This window comes from Nocardia sp. NPDC058499 (genome assembly GCF_042719915.1).
GTDB lineage: Bacteria > Actinomycetota > Actinomycetes > Mycobacteriales > Mycobacteriaceae > Nocardia.
The window spans coordinates 150,222-173,571 of record NZ_JBHXMZ010000010.1 but is presented as its reverse complement, the minus strand read 5'-3'; the positions used below and the strand labels follow the sequence as shown (position 1 = coordinate 173,571).

The window sequence follows — 23,350 nt, the reverse complement described above, 5'->3', positions numbered from 1 at the left end:
ATGAGCCCCGAACTTCCGCCCCTGCCCACCCGTCAACCGTCCGATCCCGCCATGACCGCTGCCCTGAGCCTCTGGCACACACGCGAATGCTGGATCACCGACGACCCAGCGATCCTGCACCGCCTCGCCGATGGACTGCGCGCTCTTCCCGACGAACACCCCACCGACGACTGCCGTTCCCGAGAACCCATCCGCGGCCACGCTCACGCCCACCAGCTCATGGCCGCTCACGCGGGCCACGACTGCCCCCGCTACACCACCGCCGCCCGATACACGACCGGAATCCGCCCATGACCGACCCGACACCACCCGTCCCGTTCGGCGACACCCCGGACACCCGCTGCATCTTCTACCGCCGCGTCTGCGATCTCCCCGCCCGCCTGGACCCACCCGAACTCGGCCGCATCACCGTCCGCGCCGACCACATCGCCGCCCTCGTCATGCCGTCGTCCCTCGCCCACGCTGTCCACACCGACCTCCGGCACTGCCACCGCCACAACGCCGTCTCCGCCCTCGGCCCCGTCCTCGCCCACCCCCGCTCCGGCCGCTGGACCTTCCTCATCCGCCCCGACCTCCCCGACGACACCGCCCTGTTCACCGAACTATTCCGCCTCCACATCGCCCTCACCCACCCCGGCACCACCCTCCCCCTCCCCTCACCTACCGACCGCGGCGCACACTTCCGCCGCTGGATCCATCTCCCCCACAACCCCTTCCGCCCCTCCGGCCACACCGTCCTCGACTCCCTCCGCACCTGCACCGCCCGCACCGGCTGGCTGCGCACCCCAACCCCCGGACCCCGCCCATGACCTCACCCCGCCCCCACGAACCCGACCTCCACCTCAGCATCCACCTCCACGACCTGCGCCTCGACTACGCCGCCTGCCACACCGCCGCCCACCACTTCCTCCACGAATGGCGCGCCCACCACCACCCCGACGCCGCCACCATTCTCCCCGGCCGGCCGCCCACCGGCCTCCCCCGCCTCCCCAACGAACGCCTCTACCTCCACAGCTGATCCGCTGGCAAGACACAGCCGCCCGAGCAGTCCGACGACGCTGAGAACGCCACCCGCTCACGATCAGAGAGTCGTACACAGACCGTCCGAACAGAGACGCCGACCATCTACAGGCTCCACGGGACCCGTCGGGTTGGTGCTTTCACATGGATACGACCACTGTTACCCGCCCCGTGCCGGTCTCACCCCAGCAGCGCAGGCCAGTCACCGTCACCAGGACGGAGAGTCCGCAACGGAATGTTGGTCGGTGGACCTCCCATTTCACGGGTGACAATCCGCGATTTATATGCCCGACCGTCGGGCCCTGTGACGGTCAACCCGTAACCACCGCGGGCCCAACTCACAGGGGTACGCTCGACCTCCCGGCGGTCGGTGATTCCGGCAGCCTTGCACGCCTCGAGCTTCCCGATCCAATTGGCCTGGGTCCAGGCGTCCTCGTTCGAATTGGCATCGAGTTCGATGATGGCAACCAACTCAGCGTCATCCAATGCAGTCTCCTGTTCTGTAAAGGCTCGGGTCATGACACCACAGAGGTCCGACATCCGATCGGTCTACACCTCAGCCCAAGGTCAGTTACCTTCCCGCGCCGGTCTTCTTGGAAAACGACCCTCGGTACCGTTCCATGAGTTATCCAGAACCGCAGGAGAAGTTCAGCCGAACTAGATCAACAGGGTCGCCATCGCCCGTCGAATCGACTTCCTTCATATAGTGCCGCCACTCCCAGGAATCCGGTTCGACCAGTTTTGCATGTACATTGCAATCATCTCCATCGAAGGATCCACGGGCTACCCAGTCGTACCTGGTGGGTCCGTGTGTTCGCGGCCGCATATTCATCTTCAGTCCGGGGGCTGAAATTCTCTGCAGGATATTCTCATCCCGTGGCCCCGAATAGAATACTTCGAATCCACTGTCCCCGAGCGGGCTCTTTTCGATTCGTTCGTAGCCGAGTATGACGGTCTCATCCGCGTGTCGAGACGTCGGCGACGGTTGGATCGCGAGAAAAAGTAGGATAATACACGCAAATAGTGTCGCTACAAAGAATAAAAGGGACAACTTCCCACGCCTGGATTTCGGAATCACTGGCAATTGTAAGCTCCATCTATCAGATCCGAGGCGATCTTCCAGTTTTCGTTTGTCATGTTGATATAGTTCTGGCCTTCCGGCCCGACCTTGCTCATATCGTTGTATTCATCGAGAAAATCTTCGGCGTTGTAAGATAAGGCTAGGTACTCATTCCGCGAGTACTGCTCGACAATATTTTCATCCGCCGACCCGGCGTATTCTTTGCCGAGCCTGTTCAGACTGAATGCCACCGCCTTGATCGCCAAAGAATCATCCTCGGTCATATCCTGCCAACTTGCGTTTCCAAATTCCTGCGGGTACTTGGCTTTCAGTTCGTTGAAAGTATCCTCTTTGATATTCGCGAGCCCGAGTGACATACCCACCCCGCCGTCGATCAGCTTGCGTGGCCCGTTTCCCATTTCCCGCACTTGATCCCACCAGTGCGAACCGATGCGGTCCTCGATCCAGGTATCCGATCGTTTTGCACCTTCGTTGTAGAGAACGGTCAATACCAGGCGCGGATCGACACCCGCCTGGTTGCCGTATTCGACCGCGTCCTGAATCCAGCCCTTCACCCGGTCGTTGACGCCCCCGAAGTCTTGCTCACCCTCCGGCTTCAGCGCGCACTTCACCGGGCCGGAGTTCCAAGTGGCGCGATTGGCGAGCTCGTCGATCGGCGACTGGGCGATTTCTTCCAGCTTCGCTTGGATCGTAGGCAGAGCATCGGTATCGGGGAAATTAGGCTGCGCGGTCACGGCGTAGAGGTCATGACCGGACACCGCGGCCGCGAGGGCCGCCGCACCGGTGCGGACCGACTCGGCGGGGACCTCACCGGAGCATGCGATCAATACCGCGGCGTCGAGTATCGATCCCGATGCCACCGCATCGGGGAATGCGCCGGGGACTGTGCGCGATAGACAGGATCGGAAATCCGCCAGCCCGGTTTCGAAGCCTCGCACTGCAGTGGCAAAGCCCTTTGCGGCGGCACCGACAGCGTTCGCGCCGTCTCGCAGGATCGTGAGATCGTCGAGGACATCGGGCGCTTCCGGGGTCCGAACCGGAGCGAAGGTCCCGATGAGACCCTGTAGCCGGCTTCCCCCGCCGGAGCAGGCGTTGTGGTCGGCGAACGCTTGCCATCCCGCCGCGGCTCTGCCGAGGGCGGCTGTGTCGCCCTCGGGGATCTGGGTGTTGTTCTGCCTCAGCGCGGTGAGGAGCTGGTCGGCGAGCGCGGCCGGTTGAGCCGTGAGCCCACGGTCGTGTGTCGTATAAGGGGCGGGCTGGGCGTCCGGTATCTCGACACGGGCAGTGTCCATCTTCTGCCCCACGCGCGGCGGCGGCATCGCCGGCTGCGGCCCCTTGTTCGGATTACGGTCGGCGTCGTAGTTCGCCGTCGCCCAGTTGTAGCCGGCGAGGTTCAACATATCGCTGAATGTGAGAAGCGCGTTCCCGTACGACACGAGGGTCGCGATCATATGGTCGGCGACTCTCCGGTATTCGCTGTTCCAGTGGCCAGCGACATGGTCGTTGCCGCCCATACCATAGGTATCGGCCAGCTGAGGAACGAGAACCTGCGCGACCGCATTATCGAGGGTGCCGTATTCGGCGAGAAGTTCTCGCGCGCACGCGTAGTAGACCTCGGGATCCACCTGAATGGGGGGTGCCATGAATGGTTGCCTCCGAACGTCGCCGGGCCGAATCAGCGGCGGCGGAAGATTCCCGCGTTTGCAGTGGCAGCATTTGTATAACTGGTATGCGCAGCTGCCGCGGATTTTTCCAGGTCGGTCACGCTGTCCCGGATGTCCTGCACTTCCCTGCTCCAGTCCCTATGGGCATCGTTGAACGCCGTCGCGGCCAGCCCCGACCAAGATGGGTCCATCCCGCGAATATGCGATTCCAGGCCGGACAGACAATCTTCCAGAAAGCCTTGGTATCCCCGCAGGCGCGCGGTCAAGTCATCCAGTGCGGCTGGGTCGACACCGAATTCACCGGTCATCGTGGCTACTCCTCGATCGGAACGTCAGTGGTCATAGATTCAGGCTGGACACGACAGCTGCAGTGGAGTCGTCGGTCTGGACATAGTTGTCGGCGGTAACTCCGAGTTTTTCCGCCAGTTCGAACAATTCGTTCCACACGACCTCGGAACTGTCGCGCATCTCGGCCCACGCCGCGCGATACGAATCGGCTGCCGTCCCGGTCCAGGAACCCAGGAGTGTCGTCACGTCCAAATCCAGCGTCGATGCTCCCGATCGAAGCTCGGTCGCAATACGATAAGCGACACGGCCTATGTTCCTGACCTCCTCAGGAACTACAGAAAGCTCACCCTCCACCACGCCGCCAAACCCCCTACGATCACGATCTCGGCTATCCTGCGCGGCGGCTGTCGCCCATCGCAGAACGATCCAAGCCTACCGACACAACCGTCCGGAGAACAGCACCGACAAGTCCGCTCCTCCGGATCCGATGGTTGATCAACCGTCAGGATATCCAGCGCCCCGAACGGAGAGCGGCCACGGACTCCAGCATTCCCGCTCGATCGAGTGCGTCGAGCACGTCCTCGGCTGTTTCCGGAGGATGGCGCCGCGAATCCGCAATCTGCTGGACACACGCCCACACTCGCCGATCGTCGATGCTGATCTGCTCGAGAAGGAACTCGTCGGGACTCTTCGCCTCAACATCCCACGGATGCAGGCTCTCCAGTGGAAAGTCGGAGAGGTTCCACGTAACGATCATCGACGCGTGGCACTTTATCGCAGCGGCCAATACGTGCCGATCATCCGGATCGGGGAGCTTCAGTCCTTCGATCAGCGGTTCGTAGCCCGTGACCAGACTGTCCGGGACGGCAGCATTCATCAGCACCCGCAGCCGGTCGAGCTTCGCTCGCTCGATATCCGGGCGGCGCGCCGCCAGACTCTCCAGCGCCTCGTCGAGGATTCGTTCAGACCATTTCGCCTGCACCAGACGGGACCGAGCGACCCGTATCAACATGTCCCGCAAAGTGTTGCCGTAGAGAACATTCGCGTCGTAAACGACCACGCAGGCCATGTCAGATACCCAGTTCCTGACCCAACTCGGAGAGCTCGTCGGCCGCCGCGCGACCCGACTCTTCGAGCCGGCGCTGGTAAGCACGAAGATCATCGAACCGGACGCGTCGATGGGTGCCCACCAGGCGGAACGGGACTTCACCTGATTCCAGCAGACCGACCAGATAGGGCCGCGAGACATTCAGCATGTCCGCGGCCTGCTGCGTGGTCAGTTCCGCATCGGAGGGCACAATGGTGACGCCCCGGCCACCTGCCGCTTCCGCCAGTACGAAGGCGAGCAGATCGACCACGGCGCGTGGCACCACCAAGGCATCATCGCTGCCGACCTCCCGGCCGACCGAAATGACGTCCTCATCGGGATGCCGGGCGAGATAGTCGCGGATGCGGCGCATTGCCCGCGCGGCGATATCGGCATCGATCGCGCCCGGTGCGATCCGTTTTGCAGTATGTACACCCGTCATGGCTCACCTCCCTCACCAGTATAGCAATAAACGAAATAAACGAAACACTCGTCACTGCGATCGGTAACGTTCGTCCGGTGTTCGCGACGTACCATGCAGTGCGGGTACGGAGGCCGAGCCACCACGCGCTCGGGATCGCGCACAGGGGCGGCTCCGCACACCGAGTACCGCCAGATCAGGGAGGGAAGTGTATGGCCCAGCAGCCGCTGTTGCGGGAGTTGATCGATATCAGGGAGTCGATCAGCACCTCCGATTTCGTGCTCGAGCTGGCGAAAGCGGTCACCGACGAGGGCCATCGGACGCAGGCATTACGCGACTACGTCGTGACCGATCGACTGGCCGGCAACTTCGACGAAGCGCTCTCGCTGATCAAATCGGCGCTCGACGGGAACACCTCCAAACCCGCCTACCTGCACGGCTCCTTCGGTGCCGGTAAATCGCATTTCATGGCGGTGCTCTACGCGCTGGTCCACGGCGACACCGCCGCCCGCAGCCGGACGGAGTTCGATCAGCTGCTCACCAAACACTCCTGGCTGCTCGACGGTGACAAGAAGTTCCTGATGGTTCCGTATCACATGATCGGCGCCAAAACGATGGAACAGCGGGTGCTCGGCGGCTACGTCGACCACGTGCAGCGGCTACACCCGGAGGCTTCGGTACCGCTGGTGTACCGCACCGACGCGCTGTTCACCAGTCTGCGTCACCTTCGAGAAACCATGGGCGAGAGCGCTTTTCTCACTGCCCTCAACCGGAATTCGGCAGGTGGCGAAGAAGACGAGTGGGGGGATGCCGATTCACCGGCGTTCTGGACCACCGACAACCTCGACCTGGCGCTCTCGGCCGCCGAGTACTACGACGACGGCCGGGAAGACCGACCCGCGCCGAAACCGAATCTCGTGGAGCCCGCCACTCCCCAGGATTTCCGAGGCAAGCTCGTCAACGACGCCACCATTACCCTGCTCCCCGGTTTCATCCGGGACGCCGCCGAGAACGAACAGGGCTTCGTCTCGCTCGACGCCGGGCTGGGGGTGATCTCCCAGCATGCGAAATCCCTCGGCTACGACGGGTTGATCCTGTTTCTCGACGAACTGATCCTCTGGCTCGCCGGACTGATCCACGACCAGAAATTCGTCTCGAACGAAGCCGGGAAGATCACCAATCTGAAAGAGGGCGGTGACACCCGCCGGGCCATCCCGATCGTCTCGTTCATCGCCCGGCAGCGTGACCTGCGTGAACTCGTCGGCGAGGAATTGTCCGGCGCGGCCGAAGCCTCCATCCAGGACACACTGAACCTCGCCTCCGGCCGGTTCGATGTGATCCGGCTCGAAGACCGCAACCTGCCCGAGATCGCCCGGACCCGGCTGCTGCGCCCGCGCGGCGACGAAGCCGCGGCACAGATCGACGCCGCGTTCGAGCGCACCAAGAAGCTCGGCCCGCAGGTCTGGGACACGCTGCTGGGGTCGGATAAGGGCACCACCGGGGCCGACGAGTCGTCGTTCCGGCTCAGCTACCCGTTCTCCCCCGCGTTCCTCGACACACTGGTGCATATCTCGGCGGCTCTGCAACGGTCTCGTACCGGCCTCAAGATCATGGGCCAGCTGCTCGCCGATCACCGCGACGATCTGCGCCTCGGCGATCTGGTGCCGGTGGGCGACCTGTACGAGCAGCTCGCCCGCGGCGGCGACCGGCCGTTCACAGCAGATAAGAAGGTTCTGTTCGATGCCGCCGACAAGCTGTATCGCACCCGGCTGCGGCCCTATCTACTCGACTCGCAGGAACTCACGGAAGACGATATCCGCGCCTATCGGACCGGCCGTGCCGACGCCGACGCTCAGACAGCCGGGCGGTGTCGTCAGTTCATCGGGCAGAACCGGCTGATCTGCACCATCCTGCTCGCCGCACTCGCCCCTACCGTGCCCGCGCTGCGCGAACTCACCATCCGGCGACTCGCGGCGCTCAACCACGGTTCCGTGGTGACTCCGATCCCGGGCGCCGAGGTCGGGATCATCCAGGGCCGGGTGGAGGAATGGGCGGGCCGGTTCCCGGAGATCAAGAAGGTCGGCACCCAGACCAATCCGGGTGTGCGGCTGGAGCTCTCAGGGGTCGATGTCGATTCCGTGATCGCGAACGCCCAGGTGAACGATAATGCGAACAACCGGGCGAGCCTGGCGAAACAACTGCTGATCGAAGAACTCGGGATCACCGAGGTCGGTGGGCATGCCGGTGACGAACTGCGCTTCACCTGGCGCGGTTCGGAGCGGGTGGCCGAAGTGATCTTCGGCAACGTCTCCGACGAAGACACGCTCCCCGATCACGATCTGCAACCCACCATCGAGGGCCGCTGGCGAATCGTCATCGACCTGCCCTACGACGAGGGCCCGCGCACCCCGATCGAAGACGCCAACCGGATGCGGGCACTGCGGGAACGCCAGCAGGACAACCCGGCACGGGCGGTGGCCTGGCTGCCCACCCACCTGTCCAAGAAACGCCGCGCCGATTTCGGCCGGCTCGTGGTGATCGACAAAGCACTGGCCGACGAGCACCGGTTCGACACCCAGTACGCTCAGCATCTCAACGCCGATAACCGCGCCGCCGCGAAACAACTGCTGCAGTCGCAGCGCGAAACCCTGCGCGGCCAGCTGAAAGCCGTCTTCAAACAGGCCTACGGACTGGCCGAGAAGATCGATGTCACCACCGAAATCGAACAGCACTTCCATCCGCTGCCCGAGGTAGCGGGCCTGACACTGCCTATCGGTCAGTCCATGCGCGAGGGGATTCGTGATATCGCCGGGAAGTTGATGGCCCACCAGTTCCCCGACCACCCGGATCTGGATCCGGACCGCACCGGCGCCGGGGTCCGCGCCGCCGATACGAAAACCGTTCTCACTCACATTCGTTCAGCCGCCGAATCGCGGGACGGGCGCGTGGAGGTGCCCGCGAAGGACCGGGCGCTGATGCGGCGCCTGGCCCAGCCGCTGGGGCTCGGACAGCAGAAGGAAGCGTATTTCGAACTGTCTCGGCGATGGGTCGAGCATTTCAAGCAATCGGCGCAAACGCACGGCAGCACCGGTGATCTGACGGTGATCTCGCTCGGCGATTGGACCGACCTGCCGAACCCGCGCGGTCTGGAACCACACGTCAAGAACTTGGTGATCGCCGCGTTCGCGGAAATGGACGACCGGGTCTGGGTGCGCGGCGGCTCACCCTTGCCGGATTCCCCCGAACTCCATCAGATCCGCACCCCCACCGACGCGCTGCGTACTCAGCCGCTCCCCGAGGAATCGGTCTGGGAGACCGCGCGGCAGCGTTTCGAGGTGCTGTTCGGCGCAAAAACTCCCACATTGCGCCGCGGACGGCTGGTGCATCAGCTTGCCCGCCAGATCACCGAAGCGACAGGGCGGCACCGCGATCCGGCACTGCGCCTCGTGGAGCAACTGGAGAAGCACGCAGAATTCCTGGGCCTCGACGATACCGACGCCACCGGCCGGCTCGCACTGGCCCGCCGCAGCACCGAACTGCTCCAGGCGGTGGCGGGCGGTGCCGGTGGTGCGGCCGCGGCGAAGAAGACCATCGAAATGTTCGCCGCGGTGGAGCTGCCCGCGGTGAGCGTGGACCGTTACGGCACCTCCCTCGCCACTGCCGATGCCGTCGCGGCTGCCCTCGCCCAGGCGAGCTGGGACACGCTGAAAATGGGCGAGTATCTGGGTCCGGAAGGTGCGGCGCTGCTCGATTCGCTGCGCAACACCGCACGCACCGATCAGCGCACCGCCGATCTCGTTGCGGCCCTGCGTTCGGCGACCACGCAGATCACCGAACTCGCGGCCGTGCGCGCTCGTGCCGCGGCACGCGCCGAACCACCCGCTCCGCCGCCCGCACCTCCAGCGCCGCGGGCGACCGATATCGCACTCGATACCGACACCAGTCATCCGCGAGTTCCAGCGGCCGATACCGGCGCAGCCGCCGCAGCCCCGCGACGCAGTGGGTCGCACCGGGGGACAGCACGGACCGCCGCCGCCGAACTGAGCGCGGAACTCGCTGCCCTGGAGCCAGGTGCCACGATCGAAATCAGCTGGCGGGTGGTGGAATGACGGTATCGGCCGGCGGTACCGCCCTGCGATTGGCCGGCAACACGATCGCCCAATACCTGGGCACGCGGGCCGGACTCGCCGGCTCCTTGCACGGCTCGGGCGCCCAGGTTTTGTTACTGCGGGGAGAACCCTTGTGGGACGGCGATGCCGATCTACCTGTGGGGGAAGGTCGCGCCCGAATCATCGTGGCCCCCTCACCGCTCGCGGTTCACGAGCAGGTCCTCACTCATACGAGTGGATCCCGGAGCGGCCTGCTGGTGGTGCTCACCGATGCAGAGGAACAGGAACTCGATCCGGCGATCCTGGTCCGCTCCTACCGTGGCCGGATCCACGCGGTGGACCGGTGGGAGATCGTCGCAGAGGCATTCGGCGCGACCACAGTGGACGCCGGCCTGAAGAGGGAGGAGTGGGCGTGCGAAGCACTACTCGACGCCGCCGGTCCCACTGGCTGGCGGGCCACGGCTCCCACCGCGGTACTCGGCCGTGAACACGCACTCGCCGCCCTCGCGATCCGCCGCCTGCGGTTGGATACGACCGGACGGATCGACCCGGAAACGCTGCTCGCCTGGTCACAGCGCCCGGGGATGCCGGAACTGCTCACCACCCTGCGGCCGGCCGAATGCGAAGGACTCAGCGGGTTCCTCGGCGAAGCGGAGCAGGGCGGCGCGACAGGCCGCGTGCTCACCGCACTGATCCGGGCGGGGCACGGCGCCGAATCCCTGGCTTACGGACTGCTGTGCGCGGCGCTGTGGCAGCACGCATCCGCCGACAGCGATACCTACCGGGCCCGCGGACGCATGGAACGCTGGCTCGGCGAACCCCCACCGACGGCAGGCGCCGCCCTCGACGCCGTACTCGCCGGTTACGGCACCACCTGCGAGAACTATCTGCGCATCCAGCTCACCCGGGCCCGCATCCCCGCCGACGACCCCGACGGCGGCCCGGACCGCGTCGTGCAGGAGGCGCGCCGGATCACCGATACCGCACTGCGGCAGGCCGAGACACTGGTGCGCCAGTTCGGGGCACAATCCGCCGCGGCGGCGAGCCCCACCCTGCGGTCCGGCCTGGACGCACTGTTCACCGCGGCCGGGACGGCACTCATACGAGACGCACCCGAGGAGATCGACGCCGCGGTCCGGGCGCTGCGTGCGCATGCCTGCACGCCGGATCACCGGACCCGCTTCCGGCGGGTCGTGATGGCTGCTCGCCTCTCCCGATGGCTGGCCACCGAACCCGATCCGACCGCGGATTCGGTCGCTTCCGCCCTGCACCGTCAGATGACCGATACCGCCTGGGCCGATCGCGCGCTCGACTACCTCGAAGCCGGCGGCGACGACGATCCCGGACTGCGGATGGCGTTCACCGCGCTCGCCGATCGGGTGCGCACACTCCGGCGCGAATTCGACTATGAGTTCTCCCGCACCCTCGCGGGCTGGACATCCTCGGGTGCGGCTCCCGGTGAGCTGCTGACCGTGGAAGATTTCCTGGATCGGGTGGTCGCACCTGTGGCCGCCGACAGGCGGGTGCTGCTCATCGTGATCGACGGTATGAGCGCGGCCATCGCCACCCGGATAGCTCAGCAGATGCCGGCGAACTTCAGCGAGTTCGACCCGCACCCCACCCCCGCACCGCCGGGTCACCGCAGGGCCATGGCTGCCGCGCTGCCCTCGCTGACCGCAGTCTCGCGGACCTCACTGTTCGCAGGGAAGCTGACGCAGGGTGACCAGGACGACGAGAAGCGGCTCTTCCCGAAACATCCATTCCGCGGCTCCCGGGCGGCGGCGGTGTTCCACAAGAACGATTTGCGCGCCGCGGAGGCCGGCGACCAGTTCGGACCGGAATTGCTGACCGCCCTGAACGATCCCGGTACGCACGTTGCGGTGGTGCTCAACACTGTCGACGACCGGCTCGCCAAAGAACACAAACCGGACGACGCAGACTGGCGCATCGAAGAGATCGGCGACCTGCAGGCGCTGCTCACCATCGCCGCCGCCCAGGAGATGACTGTGCTGATCACCAGCGACCACGGCCACGTCATCGACCGGCACGGTGTGAAAGTGGACGGCACCGGTGTCGGGTCCGCACGGCACCGCATCGCGGCCGCGCCGGACCGTCTCGGCGAAACGGAGGTCACGCTGAGCGGGCCCCGCGTGGTGTGGGACGGCAGATCCGGGGCGAGCATCGTCGCCCTGTGGGATACCGACTCGCGCTACACCGCGCAGAAAGCGGGATACCACGGCGGGGCCGCGCTCGCCGAGATCACCATCCCGATCCTGGCCTACGCTCCGTTCGGCACCAAACCGCCCAACGGGAAACAGATCCTGGCCGAGCGCGCTCCGGACTGGTGGACCGGCGAAGTCCCGGATCTGCCCGCACCGCCCGTCCCGACCGCGCAGACACGACGCGCCACGAACCGCCGGATCGCCGAGAACAGCACCGACCAGATGAGCTTCGAAATTCCGGCCGAATCCCCCGGCATTGTCAGCGCCGGAACCGCTTCCGAGGACCTGGTGGATCGGCTGCTGGCTTCCGAGGTCTACGAGGTACAACTCGGACAACCCGCTCGGAAACCACCGGCCGCGAAAATCGAGGCGGCGATCCGCGCGCTACTCGAGGGGCCACAACCGATCACTGCCCTCGCACAACGCGCCGGCCACCCGGTCGCCCGGGCCGCCGGATTCGCGGCGATCCTCAAACAGGTGCTCAATGTCGACAGTATCGAGGTCCTGGAACCGCTGAAAGACGGCCGTACCCTGCGGTTGAACACCAAGCTCTTGCGTGAGCAGTTCGAGCTGTGACCATGTGTCCGGAACCGATCTCCGGGCCGGAACCCCGCCACACTGCCGCCCGGGGCGGGGCGCCGGACATGCGAGACTGGCACAGTGAGTAGTCCGAAGACCGGCGAGGTCAGCGCGGTCCGCCGGCGCGCCGTCATCGATGCTCTCCGGCGCGGAGCTGTCCCCGACAGCGGCCTGGATCTACTCGCCACCGGCCTCGGACGATTCTCCGCGGCCATCGATGCCGAACTCGATGTGATCGAATCCGGCGGCGCGGTATTCAAGGCGGTCCGCGGCGAATACGGTTCCGGTAAAACGTTCTTCGCGCGATGGGTCGGCGAACAGGCGAAACGGCGCAATCTCGCCGTCGCCGAAGTGCAGATCTCCGAAACCGAAACGCCCCTGCACAAACTGGAGACCGTGTATCGGCGGCTCACCGAACGGCTCACCACCACCAGCTTCCCGCCGAGTGCGCTGCGATCGGTGATCGACGCCTGGTTCTACGCGCTCGAAGAGGACGCGCTGGCTGCCGGTGCCACCGACGACGGTCTCGATGCGGCGGTCGACGAACTGATGGACGCCCGGCTGGTCGAGGTATCGCGGCACGCGCCGTCGTTCGCGGCCGCCCTTCGTGGCTACCACAGCGCATTACTCGCCGGCGACGAGCCGACCGCGGCCGCGGTCCTCGCCTGGCTCGGCGGACAACCCAACGTCGCTGCGTCGGCCCGCCGGGCTGCCGGCGTGCGAGGTGATCTCGACCATTTCGGCGCCTTCGGCTTCCTACAGGGCCTGCTCACTGTCCTACGGGACAGCGGCCATTGTGGACTGCTGCTGGTGCTCGATGAAGTGGAGACCCTGCAGCGGGTACGTTCCGATGCTCGGGACAAGGCTCTCAATGCGCTGCGTCAACTGATCGACGAAGTGCACTCCGGCCGGTTTCCCGGCTTGTATCTACTGATCACCGGGACGCCCGCCTTCTTCGACGGTCCGCAGGGTGTCCAGCGGCTCGCGCCGTTGGCGCAGCGCGTCGCCACCGATTTCACCACCGATGCCCGCTTCGACAACCCCCGTGCGGTACAGCTACGGCTGCCCGGGTTCACCAAGGAATCACTGACGGCACTGGGTGAGCGGATCCGGAACCTGTACGCCGAGGGCAGCGGCAACGCCGACCGGATCGGCCGGGTAGCCGACGACGCCTACATCGCCGACCTGGCCCGAGCGGTTACGGGAAGCCTCGGCGGCAAGGTGGGCGTGGCTCCTAGAGTTTTCCTGAAGAAGCTCGTCGGCGATGTACTGGACCGCATCGACCAATTCCCGGATTTCGACCCCCGCGAACACTACAGGCTCACGGTGGACACCGCCGAACTCACCGAGACCGAACGAAATCTCGTCCGCGCTGACGATATCGACCTCGACGTATGACCGAGTCGGGCGTACCGGCGGCAGACCGCGACCACGCAGTGTCCTCGCCCCTGCCGATGGACATCCCATGACCGGGCCTTGGGACCGGCTGGACGCGGTCGTAATGCACCACATCGTGAACACCCTCGGCTGGCCGGGTCTACGCCCGCTCCAGCAGGACGCCATCGCACCGATACTCGACGGCGCGGACGCGATCCTGTTGGCGCCCACCGCCGGCGGGAAAACCGAAGCCGCCTGTTTTCCGCTCCTCACAGCGATGACAAACCAGGAGTGGGCCGGAATATCGGTGCTGTACCTTTGTCCGCTCAAGGCGCTGCTGAACAACCTCGAGCACCGGCTCGACAGCTACGCGCAGTGGATCGGCCGGCACGCAGCGCTCTGGCACGGCGACGTCACACCTTCCCGGCGTAATCGAATCCGGCGCGATCCACCCGATATCCTGCTCACCACACCGGAATCGCTGGAAGCAATGCTGATCGGTACGAAAACCGAGCACGATATCCTGCTCGGTACAGTCCGTGCGGTCGTAGTCGACGAGGTGCACGCCTTCGCCGGAGACGATCGCGGCTGGCATCTGCTGGCGGTACTGGAGCGGCTGCAACGTCTCACCGGGCGACCGATCCAGCGCATCGGGTTGTCCGCTACTGTCGGAAACCCCGACGAACTGCTCACTTGGCTACAGGGGTCGGGAGCGGGTAGCCGACCCGGGCAGGTCGTCGCGCCGGCTGTTCTGCCTGTATCGGAAATTCCCGCATCGTCCGCTCCGACCGGGGAGGTGGAGCTCGACTATGTCGGTTCGCTGGACAACGCCGCGAAGGTGATCGCAGTTCTGCATCTGGGCGAAAAACGCCTGGTCTTCTGCGATTCCCGACGCCAGGTGGAAGAGCTCGGCGCCGCCCTGCGAGAACGCGGGGTAACGGTGTTTCTGTCACACGCGTCGCTGTCGATCGACGAACGGACCCGCGCCGAACTCGCCTTCGCCGAAGCCCGTGACTGTGTCATCGTTGCCACCTCGACACTGGAACTCGGCATCGACGTCGGCGATCTCGACCGGGTGATCCAGATCGACGCGCCCGTCACCGTCGCCTCATTCCTGCAGCGCATCGGACGCACCGGCCGCCGGACCGGGACCACTCGCAACTGTCTGTTCCTCGCCACTACCGAGGACGCGCTACTTCAAGCCGCCGGTCTACTACTGCTGTGGGCACGCGGATGGGTCGAGCCGATTACACCCCCCACACAACCCCGCCACCTCGTCGCGCAGCAATTACTAGCAGTCACACTCCAACACGGCACCCTCGGCGACCGGATATGGACCGAAGAATGGAACGGACTAGCTCCATTCGACGCATCCGCTGCCCCCATCCTGCGACATCTCCTCGCCAACGGTTACCTCGACGAGGACGGCGGGCTACTACATATCGGGCCTGCCGCCGAGAAACGCTTCGGCACCCGGCACTTCCTGGAGCTCACCGCCGCGTTCACCGCCCCACCCCAGTTCACTGTGCTCGCCGGCCGTCAGGAGATCGGACAAGCGGATCCCAGCGCGCTCACCGACGACCGGGCGGGCGCCCGTCGTCTGCTGCTCGCCGGGCGCAGTTGGCAGGTGGGCTACATCGATTGGAAGCGACGCCGGGTGTTCGTCGAGCCCGCGGACGGCGGGGGCGTCGCGAAATGGTCCGATCGAGGAATCCGCGGACTCTCGTTCGAATTCACTCGCGCGATCCGCGCGGTACTGCGCGGAGCTGATCCTCCTGTCGACCTCACAGGGCGAGCAACAGCCAGACTCGCGGAACTGCGTGCCGCCCGGGGCGACAGCACGATCGATGACGGAACGACAGTCCTACACTCCGGGCCCGCCGCAACGCGGTGGTGGACATGGGCCGGATATCGCGCCAATGCCACGCTGGCCGCCGGGCTACCGACAGCTACCACGGGGCGCAGACCGGATGATTTCGGTATTCCGCTTCGGCCCGACCTCACTGCCGAGGAATGGCTGATTGCCCTCACGACAGCACGCACCGCACTCCCCGATCTCGAACTGCCCACCGTTGATAGGCGGGCTGTGGACGGACTGAAGTTCTCCGATGTGCTCCCACCCGATCTCGCCGTGGCAACCGCCTCCGCTCGACTCGCCGATCTCGACGGCGCACGCCGAGTACTCAGTGAGAATGTACGGTTCCTCCGCATCGCTTGAGCGTTCACACACGGAGGCGGCTCGCTTTTACTCGCATCCATTCCGAGAAGCCGTCCGCGTGACCGCTGACTGGGAGCTCCGGCCGGTCCCGGGCGTCTATCTCACGATCCGCCTAGCTGATCCCGGTCATGGCCATAACATCTCGGGCACCAGCGTCCTCCAGGCATGGTCGCACGAGCAACCGCAGCTCCGTCGACGCTGTGCGGCGAAGCAGGGCCGGCCAATTCCGTCCGCCCGGCATAGCCGTTCAGCAGGCGGTGCGGTGATCGTCCGGGAATCCGGCTCCGGCATCCCGGGTGCCAGCCGCTGACTCCGGAAACCAGGGGATCGGCGATGTGCAGTGGTGCCGGGCGCACACCACCGCACATCGCCAACAGCCTCGGCGAGGTCCGCCTGCCTAGTGGCTCACCTTCGCGATCCGGGCCCGTGACCCACCTGCCAGCTCGGCGCCATCCGAACCGACCGGACCGAATTCCAGCTCGACAGCGAGGACCTCACCGGCGATGAGATCCCGATGGGTCCGCGCCCACTCCTGCCGGTCCGCCGGAACCTCGAGCGTCGCGGTGATCCGGTCGGAAACATCCAGGCCCAGCGATTTCCGGGTCTCCTGCAGATCCCGGATGAGATCGCGGGCCCAGCCCTCGGCCTCGAGTTCCTCGGTGACCACCGAATCGAGCACCACCAGTCCGGCATTACCCGGCAGCGCCGCGGTGGATTCCGGCTCGGCGGCCACGAGCCGCTGCGTGTACTCCTCGGGCAGCAACTCGATTCCGGCCGCGGTGACCACACCGTCGGCGCTTTCCGTCCATTCCCCGGCCTTGACCGCCTTGATCACCTGCTGGACCTCGCGACCCAGCCGCGGCCCCGCCGCCCGGGCGTTGACGGCCAGCTCGAACCGGCCGTGCGCGGCGACATCGGTGGTCAGATCGACCTTTTTGACGTTCACCTCGTCGGCGATGATATCGGCGTAGGGTGCCAGCCGGTCGGCGTCCGCGGCGGCGATGGTCACCTCCGCCAGCGGCAACCGGACCCGCAGCTGCTGCGCCTTGCGCAGGCTCAGCACGGTCGAGCACACGGTGCGCGCCTCGTCCATCGCCGCGACCAGTTCCGGGTCGGCGGGCAGCGTATCGGCGGCGGGCCAATCGGCCAGATGCACCGACCGGCCCCCGGTGAGACCGCGCCAGATCACCTCGGTCACCAGCGGCAGCAGCGGCGCCGCCAGCCGGGTCGCGACCTCCAGCACGGTGTGCAGGGTATCGACCGCGTCCCGGTCCTCGGCCCAGAAGCGCGAACGCGATCGGCGCACATACCAGTTGGTGAGCGCGTCGGCGAAGGTCCGCAGCTCCTCACAGGCGCCGGCGATATCGAACTCCGTCAGCGCCGCGGTCATCGCGTCCCGGGTCTGCGCCAGCTTCGCCAGGATGTAGCGATCCAGCACATTCGCCGAATCCGTCCGCCAGGTGCCGGTTTCGGGCGCGTAGAGCTGGAGGAAGGTCCAGGAGTTCCACAGCGGCCGCAGCGCATGGCTCGCACCCTCCCGGATACCGCGTTCGGTGACGATGAGGTTCCCGCCGCGCAGTACCGGTGAACTCATCAGGAACCAGCGCATGGCGTCGGAGCCGTCGCGCTCGAATACCTCGTTCACGTCCGGGTAGTTGCCCTTGGACTTGCTCATCTTCAGGCCGTCGTCGCCCAGCACGATGCCGTGCGCGACCACGTTGGAGAACGCGGGACTGTCGAACAGCGCAGTGGCCAGCACATGCAGGGTGTAGAACCAGCCGCGGGTCTGCCCGTTGTACTCGACGATGAAATCGCCCGGGAAGTGGGAGTCGAACCAGTCCTTGTTCTCGAACGGGTAGTGCACCTGGGCGAAGGGCATGGAACCCGATTCGAACCAGCAGTCCAGCACTTCCGGCACCCGGCGCATGGTCGAGCGCCCCGTCGGATCGTCGGGGTTGGGCCGGGTCAGCTCGTCGATCATCGGCCGGTGCAGATCCGTGGGGCGGACCCCGAAATCGCGTTCCAGTTCGTCGAGCGAACCGTAGACGTCGATACGGGGATAGGCGGGATCGTCGGAGGTCCACACCGGGATCGGGCTGCCCCAGTAGCGGTTACGACTGATGTTCCAGTCCCGGGCACCTTCGAGCCATTTGCCGAACTGGCCGTCCCGGATATGTTCGGGCACCCAGTTGACCCGCTTGTTCAACTCCACCATCCGGTCACGGAACTCGGTCACCCCGACGAACCAGGACGGCACCGCCATATAGATCAGCGGCTGCCCCGACCGCCAGCTGTGCGGATAGGAGTGCTCGATGGTCTCGTGCCGCAGCAGTTTCCCCGCAGTCTTGAGGTCTTTGATGATCACTGGGTTGGCGTCGAAGACCATCAGCCCCTCGTACGGGGGCACCATCGAGGTGAACTTGCCACCCGGATCGAGCGGCTGCACCAGTTCGATCCCGTTGGCGCTGCACACGTCCATATCCTCTTCACCGAACGCGGGCGCGAGATGCACCAGGCCGGTACCGGAGTCGGTGGCGACATAGTCGGCCGACAGCACCCGGTGTGCCCGGGGATGGCCGGCGAAGAAGTCGAACGGCGGCCGATACTCGAGTCCGACCAGCGCGGCGCCGTCGTATTCACCGAGTACCGCAGGTTCCTCGCCGAGTTCGCGGGCGTAGTGGCCGAGCCGTTCGGCGGCCAGCAGATAGCGCTTACCGTCGACACCGCGCACCTGCACGTAGCGCACATCCGGGTGCACCGCGATCGCGAGGTTGGACGGCAGCGTCCACGGGGTGGTGGTCCAGACCAGTGCCGCCGCACCGTCGAGTCCGGCCAGCGGATGCTCGGCCGGTACCCGCAGCACCATATCCACGGTGACCGCCGGATCCTGGCGCATCTTGTAGGCGTCGTCGAGCCGGGTCTCCTGATTCGACAGCGGAGTCTGCTCGTACCAGCTGTAGGGCAGCACCCGGAAACCCTGGTAGATGAGGCCCTTCTCGTACAGCGATTTGAATGCCCACATCACCGACTCCATGAAGTCGAGATCGAGGGTCTTGTAATCGTTGTCGAAGTCCACCCAGCGCGCCTGACGGGTCACATAGTCGCGCCATTCCCCGGTATAGCGGAGTACCGAATTCTTGCACGCCGCATTGAATTCCGCGAGACCCATCGAGTCGATCTGTGATTTGTCCGTGATACCGAGCTGCTTCTCCGCTTCTATTTCCGCGGGCAGTCCGTGGCAGTCCCAGCCGAATCGCCGATCGACCCGTTTCCCGAGCATGGTCTGGAAACGTGGGATGACATCTTTGACGTATCCGGTGAGCAAATGGCCGTAGTGCGGCAGACCGTTGGCAAACGGCGGGCCGTCGTAGAACACGAACTCGCCGGCGCCGGCCGATCCGGCCGCATCCGGTGCGGGGACACGGTTGTCGATGCTGGCGCGGAAGGTTCCGTCGGCGGCCCATGCGTCCAGAACGGCCCGTTCCATCTCGGGGAAGGTCACGCCCGGTCCGCCGCCGAGATCGACGCGGGGGTATGCGCTGCTGCTGGAATTCTCGTCCGCCATCGCGGATTCACATCTCCTCGTGCCCGGCGCCGCAGCGCTCTCGTATCCGGCACGGGGACGACGACCGGCGCAATCGGTGCTCCGGTACCGCGGTACCACCCCGCTTGTCCACCTGCCCGGCGGGGCGGGCGGACCACTCGTTTCCAGCTGTGACGGGCTGACCCCGTTCGGCTCTACTGAGCGTGTGCGGCAGCGCACGAGATCCGCTGCACGGCGCCGTTCTTCCGAAAGCTCCCCGGTGATGGCCGGATCATCGCCTATCAGGTTTGATTCTAACCGTGACGGTCAACTACTTATAAGGCCCGCCCCGCCGCGCACCACGGAAGGACAGTTCGGTTCTCGTTCGCAGTAGTCCTCGTCACTGTTTCGCGTGCTGGTCCCGCGGCGGCAGCTCCTCCTCGGGTGCGCGCATCGACAGCGCGCTCACCAGCAACACCACAGCACCGAGTCCACACACCACGATGCAGCCCCAGGCCCAGATCACCGACCCGGTGGTCAGCGACAGGATCAGCAGAACCAGGCCGATCGCGGCGAGCGCCAGTGTCAAGACAAGCATGTTGACCCCCAGGACAGCAGGCCGGGTGCCCGTTCGCGCCCAGCGGTATCGAGCGCTTACTCGCCCTGGCCGAACGATGCGAGAGCTTGCTGGTTGGCCCCGGTATCGAAGGAGTCACCCTCGTCCACCGGTACGGCCGACCCACGGTTCTCCAGCTCTTCGAGCTGCGATTCCAGATACGATTTCAAGCGCACCCGATACTCGCGTTCGAAGGTTTTGAGGGTCTGGATCCGGCTCTCGAGGACATTGCGTTGCTGGGTGATGGTGCCCATGATCTCGGTGTGCTTGCGCTCGGCATCGGCCTGCAGCGCATCGGCCTTCTCCTTGGCCTGCCGCAGCTGGCTGTCGGACCGGGTCTGCGCATCGGAGAGCATGGAATCGGATTTGTGCCGGGCGTCGGCGACCATCTCTTCCGAGCGGGCCCGCGCATCGTTGACCAGCCGCTCGGAATTGGCGCGGGCATTGGCCAGCAAATTCTCGGCTTCGGTTTTCGCGTCGCTGGTGAGCCGGTCGGCCATCTCCTGCGCCAGACTCAGCACCTTCGCGGCCTGCATATTCGCGTCGGCGCCCGCATCCGCCGCGGCAGGCGCGGCCGGAACCGCCGGGATGGGGGCCGAAGGCGGCGCCTGGACCGGCGGTTTCACCGGTTCCGGCGGGGGCGCCTGCTGCACCGGTTTACCGAGCCCGGCACCGGCCGGACCGCGGCTGCTCTTGGCATCGGCCAGCTCCGCGTCGAGTTCGGCAACCCGCTGGCGAAGATCCGCATTCTCCTCGATCAGGCGGGAAAGTTCCTGTTCGACCAGATCCAGGAAGGCATCGACTTCGTCCTCGTTGTAGCCGCGTTTCCCGATAGGCGGTTTGCTGAACGCGACGTTGTGCACATCGGCTGGGGTCAGCGGCATGGAAGGATCCCTTCGCGCGTTGTCAGATCTAGCGGCTCTGGCAAGTCTTCTCGGACCATTCTGTCACACCGGAGCTACCGACCCGCCGAGGCCGCTGACGACGGACATGAGGATGAACACCAGGAACAGCAGGACCATAATCGACAAATCCAGTCGAATTCCGCCCAGCGAGACCGGTGGTATCAGCCGTCGCAACAGCTTCACGGGAGGATCGGTGATCGTGAAGATCACCTCGAGGATCACGACGACCACCCCGGTGGGACGCCAGTCGCGGGCGAAACTACGGATGAACTCGACGATCACCCGGCTGATCAGCAACAGCCAGAAGATGAACAGTACGAAGTACAGCACCGCGAACAAGGCCACGGTCTCACTCTGCCGCAAAATCGGCGCGGTGCAAAATGCCCGCGCCGACTTCGGTCCCGGCAACGTCGCGCCCGCTGTGGGCGCGACAGCCGCTATTTCTGGTTGTAGAAACCGGTTTCGGCGATCCGGCGGCGCTCCTCGGCCGATACGTCGACATCGGCCGGAGAGAGCAGGAACACCTTGGTGGCCACCTTGTCGAACGAGCCGCGCAGGGCGAACGCCAGCCCGGCGGCGAAGTCGACCAGGCGTTTGGCATCGGCATTGCTGAGGTCGACCAGGTCCATGATCACCGGGTTCCCCTCCCGGAACCGTTCGCCGATGATCGCCGCTTCGCTGTAATCACGCGGGCGCAGCGTGGTGATCTTGGACAAGGGACCTCCGTCCTCGAAGATCGCGGGACGGCGGGCGGCGGCCGGTTCGGGACGAACCCGTTCGGCCAGCCGTCGCTCCTCGGCGTCGGGATCGACTGCCAGCGCTCCCCTGGTCGCGCCACGCAGGGAGGCGCCGCCGCCCGGACGATACCGGCCGGACGCGGCGGCGTCGATCCGGGTGGGGCGGCGCGGACCCTCGTAATCGTCGGCGTAGGTGTCGCCCGGGTAGTCGTCCCGCCGCGGCGGCGGGTAGCTGGGCTGGTACGGGGCCTTGTACGGCGCATCGCGGTAGTCGGGACCGTCGTAACGGTCCTCGGCGTACCGGTCGTAGTCCGGACGGTCGTCGTAGTCGCGGGGAGCGCGGTCGGAGTAGTCACGCGGCCGGCGTCCGCCGCGATCCTCGACCCCACGGGGGGTGCGATCGTCGACGTAGTCGTCTTCGTAATCCTCGAGCGGAACCATGCCGAAGTACGCCTTGAACTTGTGCAGTGTGCTCATGACCGCACCTCACTCGGCTCCGTCACGACCACGCTCGTGGCTGCGCCCACTACTCGCTCGCTGCGCTCGCTCATTCTGGTCGACCTTCCTTCGGCCCCGGTGGCGGCCGGGTGTTGAAGTCTTGCTCAGCCCTCGTCGTGTCCCAGCATATGTGTCGAATGTGACTGATGAGGTTTGTTTGCTACGCCGAGGTTATCGGTCGCTCGCCCATGAGGGCGGTACCGACACGCACACACGTCGATCCATGGGCAATAGCTCTTTCAAGATCATTGGACATTCCGGCGGACAGTTCCGTGGCAGTGGGATGCGCGGCGCGTAACCGGCCGTGGACCTCGGCCAGCCGCGCGAATTCCGCGTCCGGGTCGGCGACCAGCGGCGGAATAGCCATAATCCCCGCCAACCGCAGTTCGGCGGAACTCGCGATCCGGTCCGCCAGCGCCGGGACACCGGCGGGTTCCACGCCGCCGCGGGCCGGGTCCGCGTCCAGGCTCACCTGGATCAGTACCTCCAGTGGCTCGGACCGCTCACCGGCGTCCAGCGCCGCGGCGACCGCCGTTTCCAGGGCAGTCGCCAGACGTTCGCTGTCCACCGATTGGACGGCGTACGCCCAGCGCGCCACCTGCCGCGCCTTGTTCCGCTGCAACCGGCCGATCAGATGCCAGCGCAGTGGCCGTAGCTCGCGCAGATCGTCCGCTTTGGCACCGGCCTCCTGCGGCCGGTTCTCGCCGAAGTCGTGGCGGCCCAGACGATGCAGCACGGCGATATCCGAGGCCGGAAAATACTTGGTCACCGGGAGCAGGCGCACCTCGCCGGAATCGCGTCCCGCGGCCGCGCACGCAGCATCGATGCGGGCGAGCAGCCCGGTGAGCCGGCGGGCCAGCACATCGGTGCGGGTCGCGCTTCCCGGGTCCGGCGGTCCGCTGTCCGGGACAGCTGGGCCCGCGGACCGATGACCCACCCCGGTTGTTTCCCGCGGTCCACCGCCGGGCGTGCGACCTGCCGAATCCCCCGGACCGTGGCGTCGTG

At 65.8% G+C, this 23,350-nt stretch carries 19 protein-coding genes; 7 read left to right on the top strand and 12 right to left on the bottom strand.

The window, feature by feature from the left end; translation table 11 throughout:
- The 3 genes from ACFWPH_RS27175 to ACFWPH_RS27165 are packed head-to-tail and all read left to right on the top strand — an operon-like array spanning position 1 to position 1,018.
- Positions 1-294: a hypothetical protein gene (locus ACFWPH_RS27175; RefSeq protein ID WP_378754951.1), complete on the top strand. Its 294-nt coding sequence runs from the start codon at positions 1-3 to the stop codon at positions 292-294.
- On the top strand, positions 291-809 hold the full coding sequence (locus ACFWPH_RS27170; RefSeq protein ID WP_378754950.1) for a DNA-directed RNA polymerase subunit beta: 519 nt from the start codon (positions 291-293) through the stop codon (positions 807-809). Before ACFWPH_RS27175 ends, ACFWPH_RS27170 begins: the two co-directional genes overlap by 4 nt.
- Complete coding sequence (locus ACFWPH_RS27165) at positions 806-1,018, top strand: hypothetical protein (RefSeq protein ID WP_378754949.1); 213 nt, start codon at positions 806-808, stop codon at positions 1,016-1,018. Before ACFWPH_RS27170 ends, ACFWPH_RS27165 begins: the two co-directional genes overlap by 4 nt.
- A gap of 182 nt (positions 1,019-1,200) precedes the next feature.
- Here ACFWPH_RS27165 and ACFWPH_RS27160 read toward each other — a convergent pair whose 3' ends face one another.
- The 6 genes from ACFWPH_RS27160 to ACFWPH_RS27135 all read right to left on the bottom strand — a co-directional run bounded on the left by ACFWPH_RS27160 (position 1,201) and on the right by ACFWPH_RS27135 (position 5,582).
- Entirely contained in the window at positions 1,201-1,506 is a 306-nt protein-coding gene (locus ACFWPH_RS27160; protein WP_378754947.1) for a hypothetical protein, read from the bottom strand.
- A 588-nt stretch (positions 1,507-2,094) separates the two neighbouring features.
- The gene (locus tag ACFWPH_RS27155; RefSeq protein ID WP_378754946.1) at positions 2,095-3,744 is read right to left on the bottom strand and encodes a hypothetical protein; all 1,650 of its coding nucleotides are present in this window, start codon (positions 3,742-3,744) and stop codon (positions 2,095-2,097) included.
- 32 nt (positions 3,745-3,776) lie between these two features.
- A complete protein-coding gene (locus ACFWPH_RS27150; protein WP_378754945.1) occupies positions 3,777-4,073 on the bottom strand; it encodes a WXG100 family type VII secretion target in 297 nt (98 codons plus the stop codon).
- 31 nt (positions 4,074-4,104) lie between these two features.
- A complete protein-coding gene (locus ACFWPH_RS27145; protein ID WP_378755094.1) occupies positions 4,105-4,407 on the bottom strand; it encodes a WXG100 family type VII secretion target in 303 nt (100 codons plus the stop codon).
- Positions 4,408-4,555: 148 nt separating this feature from the next.
- Positions 4,556-5,122 carry a PIN domain-containing protein gene (locus ACFWPH_RS27140; protein ID WP_378754944.1) on the bottom strand — a complete coding sequence of 189 codons (567 nt, stop codon included), beginning with the start codon at positions 5,120-5,122 and terminating at the stop codon, positions 4,556-4,558.
- Between the two features lies 1 nt (position 5,123).
- Positions 5,124-5,582 (bottom strand): excisionase family DNA-binding protein, encoded by a 459-nt coding sequence (locus ACFWPH_RS27135; protein ID WP_378754943.1) that lies wholly within the window; start codon positions 5,580-5,582, stop codon positions 5,124-5,126.
- A gap of 191 nt (positions 5,583-5,773) precedes the next feature.
- On the opposite strand from ACFWPH_RS27135, the gene ACFWPH_RS27130 reads away from it, so the two are divergent.
- From ACFWPH_RS27130 to ACFWPH_RS27115, 4 genes are all read left to right on the top strand, one after another.
- Positions 5,774-9,670, top strand: coding sequence for a phage resistance protein (locus ACFWPH_RS27130; RefSeq protein WP_378754942.1), 3,897 nt, complete (start codon positions 5,774-5,776; stop codon positions 9,668-9,670).
- Positions 9,667-12,468 carry a BREX-2 system phosphatase PglZ gene (gene pglZ / locus ACFWPH_RS27125; RefSeq protein ID WP_378754940.1) on the top strand — a complete coding sequence of 934 codons (2,802 nt, stop codon included), beginning with the start codon at positions 9,667-9,669 and terminating at the stop codon, positions 12,466-12,468. Before ACFWPH_RS27130 ends, pglZ begins: the two co-directional genes overlap by 4 nt.
- An 84-nt stretch (positions 12,469-12,552) precedes the next feature.
- Positions 12,553-13,869 (top strand): BREX system ATP-binding protein BrxD, encoded by a 1,317-nt coding sequence (brxD, locus tag ACFWPH_RS27120; protein ID WP_378754938.1) that lies wholly within the window; start codon positions 12,553-12,555, stop codon positions 13,867-13,869.
- A gap of 67 nt (positions 13,870-13,936) precedes the next feature.
- Positions 13,937-16,066 carry a DEAD/DEAH box helicase gene (locus ACFWPH_RS27115; protein ID WP_378754937.1) on the top strand — a complete coding sequence of 710 codons (2,130 nt, stop codon included), beginning with the start codon at positions 13,937-13,939 and terminating at the stop codon, positions 16,064-16,066.
- Positions 16,067-16,463: 397 nt separating this feature from the next.
- On the opposite strand, the gene ileS is transcribed toward ACFWPH_RS27115, so the two are convergent.
- The 6 genes from ileS to ACFWPH_RS27085 form a co-directional block, all read right to left on the bottom strand.
- The gene (gene ileS, locus ACFWPH_RS27110; protein WP_378754936.1) at positions 16,464-19,631 is read right to left on the bottom strand and encodes an isoleucine--tRNA ligase; all 3,168 of its coding nucleotides are present in this window, start codon (positions 19,629-19,631) and stop codon (positions 16,464-16,466) included.
- Between the two features lie 358 nt (positions 19,632-19,989).
- The gene (locus ACFWPH_RS27105; RefSeq protein WP_378754935.1) at positions 19,990-20,187 is read right to left on the bottom strand and encodes a hypothetical protein; all 198 of its coding nucleotides are present in this window, start codon (positions 20,185-20,187) and stop codon (positions 19,990-19,992) included.
- Positions 20,188-20,243: 56 nt separating this feature from the next.
- Positions 20,244-21,089 (bottom strand): DivIVA domain-containing protein, encoded by an 846-nt coding sequence (locus tag ACFWPH_RS27100; protein WP_378754934.1) that lies wholly within the window; start codon positions 21,087-21,089, stop codon positions 20,244-20,246.
- Positions 21,090-21,152: 63 nt separating this feature from the next.
- Complete coding sequence (locus ACFWPH_RS27095) at positions 21,153-21,455, bottom strand: YggT family protein (protein WP_033245431.1); 303 nt, start codon at positions 21,453-21,455, stop codon at positions 21,153-21,155.
- A 92-nt stretch (positions 21,456-21,547) separates the two neighbouring features.
- Positions 21,548-22,324, bottom strand: coding sequence for a cell division protein SepF (locus ACFWPH_RS27090; RefSeq protein ID WP_378754932.1), 777 nt, complete (start codon positions 22,322-22,324; stop codon positions 21,548-21,550).
- A gap of 181 nt (positions 22,325-22,505) precedes the next feature.
- Positions 22,506-23,282, bottom strand: coding sequence for a YggS family pyridoxal phosphate-dependent enzyme (locus tag ACFWPH_RS27085; RefSeq protein WP_378754931.1), 777 nt, complete (start codon positions 23,280-23,282; stop codon positions 22,506-22,508).
- Positions 23,283-23,350: the final 68 nt, after the last annotated feature.

Coding starts and splice junctions, on each gene's coding strand:
- ileS (WP_378754936.1), bottom strand. CDS start 19,631: ATGGCGGACGAGAATTCCAGCAGCAGCGCATACCCCCGCGTCGATCTC.
- ACFWPH_RS27115 (WP_378754937.1), top strand. CDS start 13,937: ATGACCGGGCCTTGGGACCGGCTGGACGCGGTCGTAATGCACCACATC.
- ACFWPH_RS27165 (WP_378754949.1), top strand. CDS start 806: ATGACCTCACCCCGCCCCCACGAACCCGACCTCCACCTCAGCATCCAC.
- ACFWPH_RS27175 (WP_378754951.1), top strand. CDS start 1: ATGAGCCCCGAACTTCCGCCCCTGCCCACCCGTCAACCGTCCGATCCC.
- ACFWPH_RS27150 (WP_378754945.1), bottom strand. CDS start 4,073: ATGACCGGTGAATTCGGTGTCGACCCAGCCGCACTGGATGACTTGACC.
- ACFWPH_RS27140 (WP_378754944.1), bottom strand. CDS start 5,122: ATGGCCTGCGTGGTCGTTTACGACGCGAATGTTCTCTACGGCAACACT.
- ACFWPH_RS27100 (WP_378754934.1), bottom strand. CDS start 21,089: ATGCCGCTGACCCCAGCCGATGTGCACAACGTCGCGTTCAGCAAACCG.
- ACFWPH_RS27130 (WP_378754942.1), top strand. CDS start 5,774: ATGGCCCAGCAGCCGCTGTTGCGGGAGTTGATCGATATCAGGGAGTCG.
- ACFWPH_RS27170 (WP_378754950.1), top strand. CDS start 291: ATGACCGACCCGACACCACCCGTCCCGTTCGGCGACACCCCGGACACC.
- ACFWPH_RS27090 (WP_378754932.1), bottom strand. CDS start 22,324: ATGAGCACACTGCACAAGTTCAAGGCGTACTTCGGCATGGTTCCGCTC.
- pglZ (WP_378754940.1), top strand. CDS start 9,667: ATGACGGTATCGGCCGGCGGTACCGCCCTGCGATTGGCCGGCAACACG.
- ACFWPH_RS27105 (WP_378754935.1), bottom strand. CDS start 20,187: ATGCTTGTCTTGACACTGGCGCTCGCCGCGATCGGCCTGGTTCTGCTG.
- ACFWPH_RS27135 (WP_378754943.1), bottom strand. CDS start 5,582: ATGACGGGTGTACATACTGCAAAACGGATCGCACCGGGCGCGATCGAT.
- ACFWPH_RS27155 (WP_378754946.1), bottom strand. CDS start 3,744: ATGGCACCCCCCATTCAGGTGGATCCCGAGGTCTACTACGCGTGCGCG.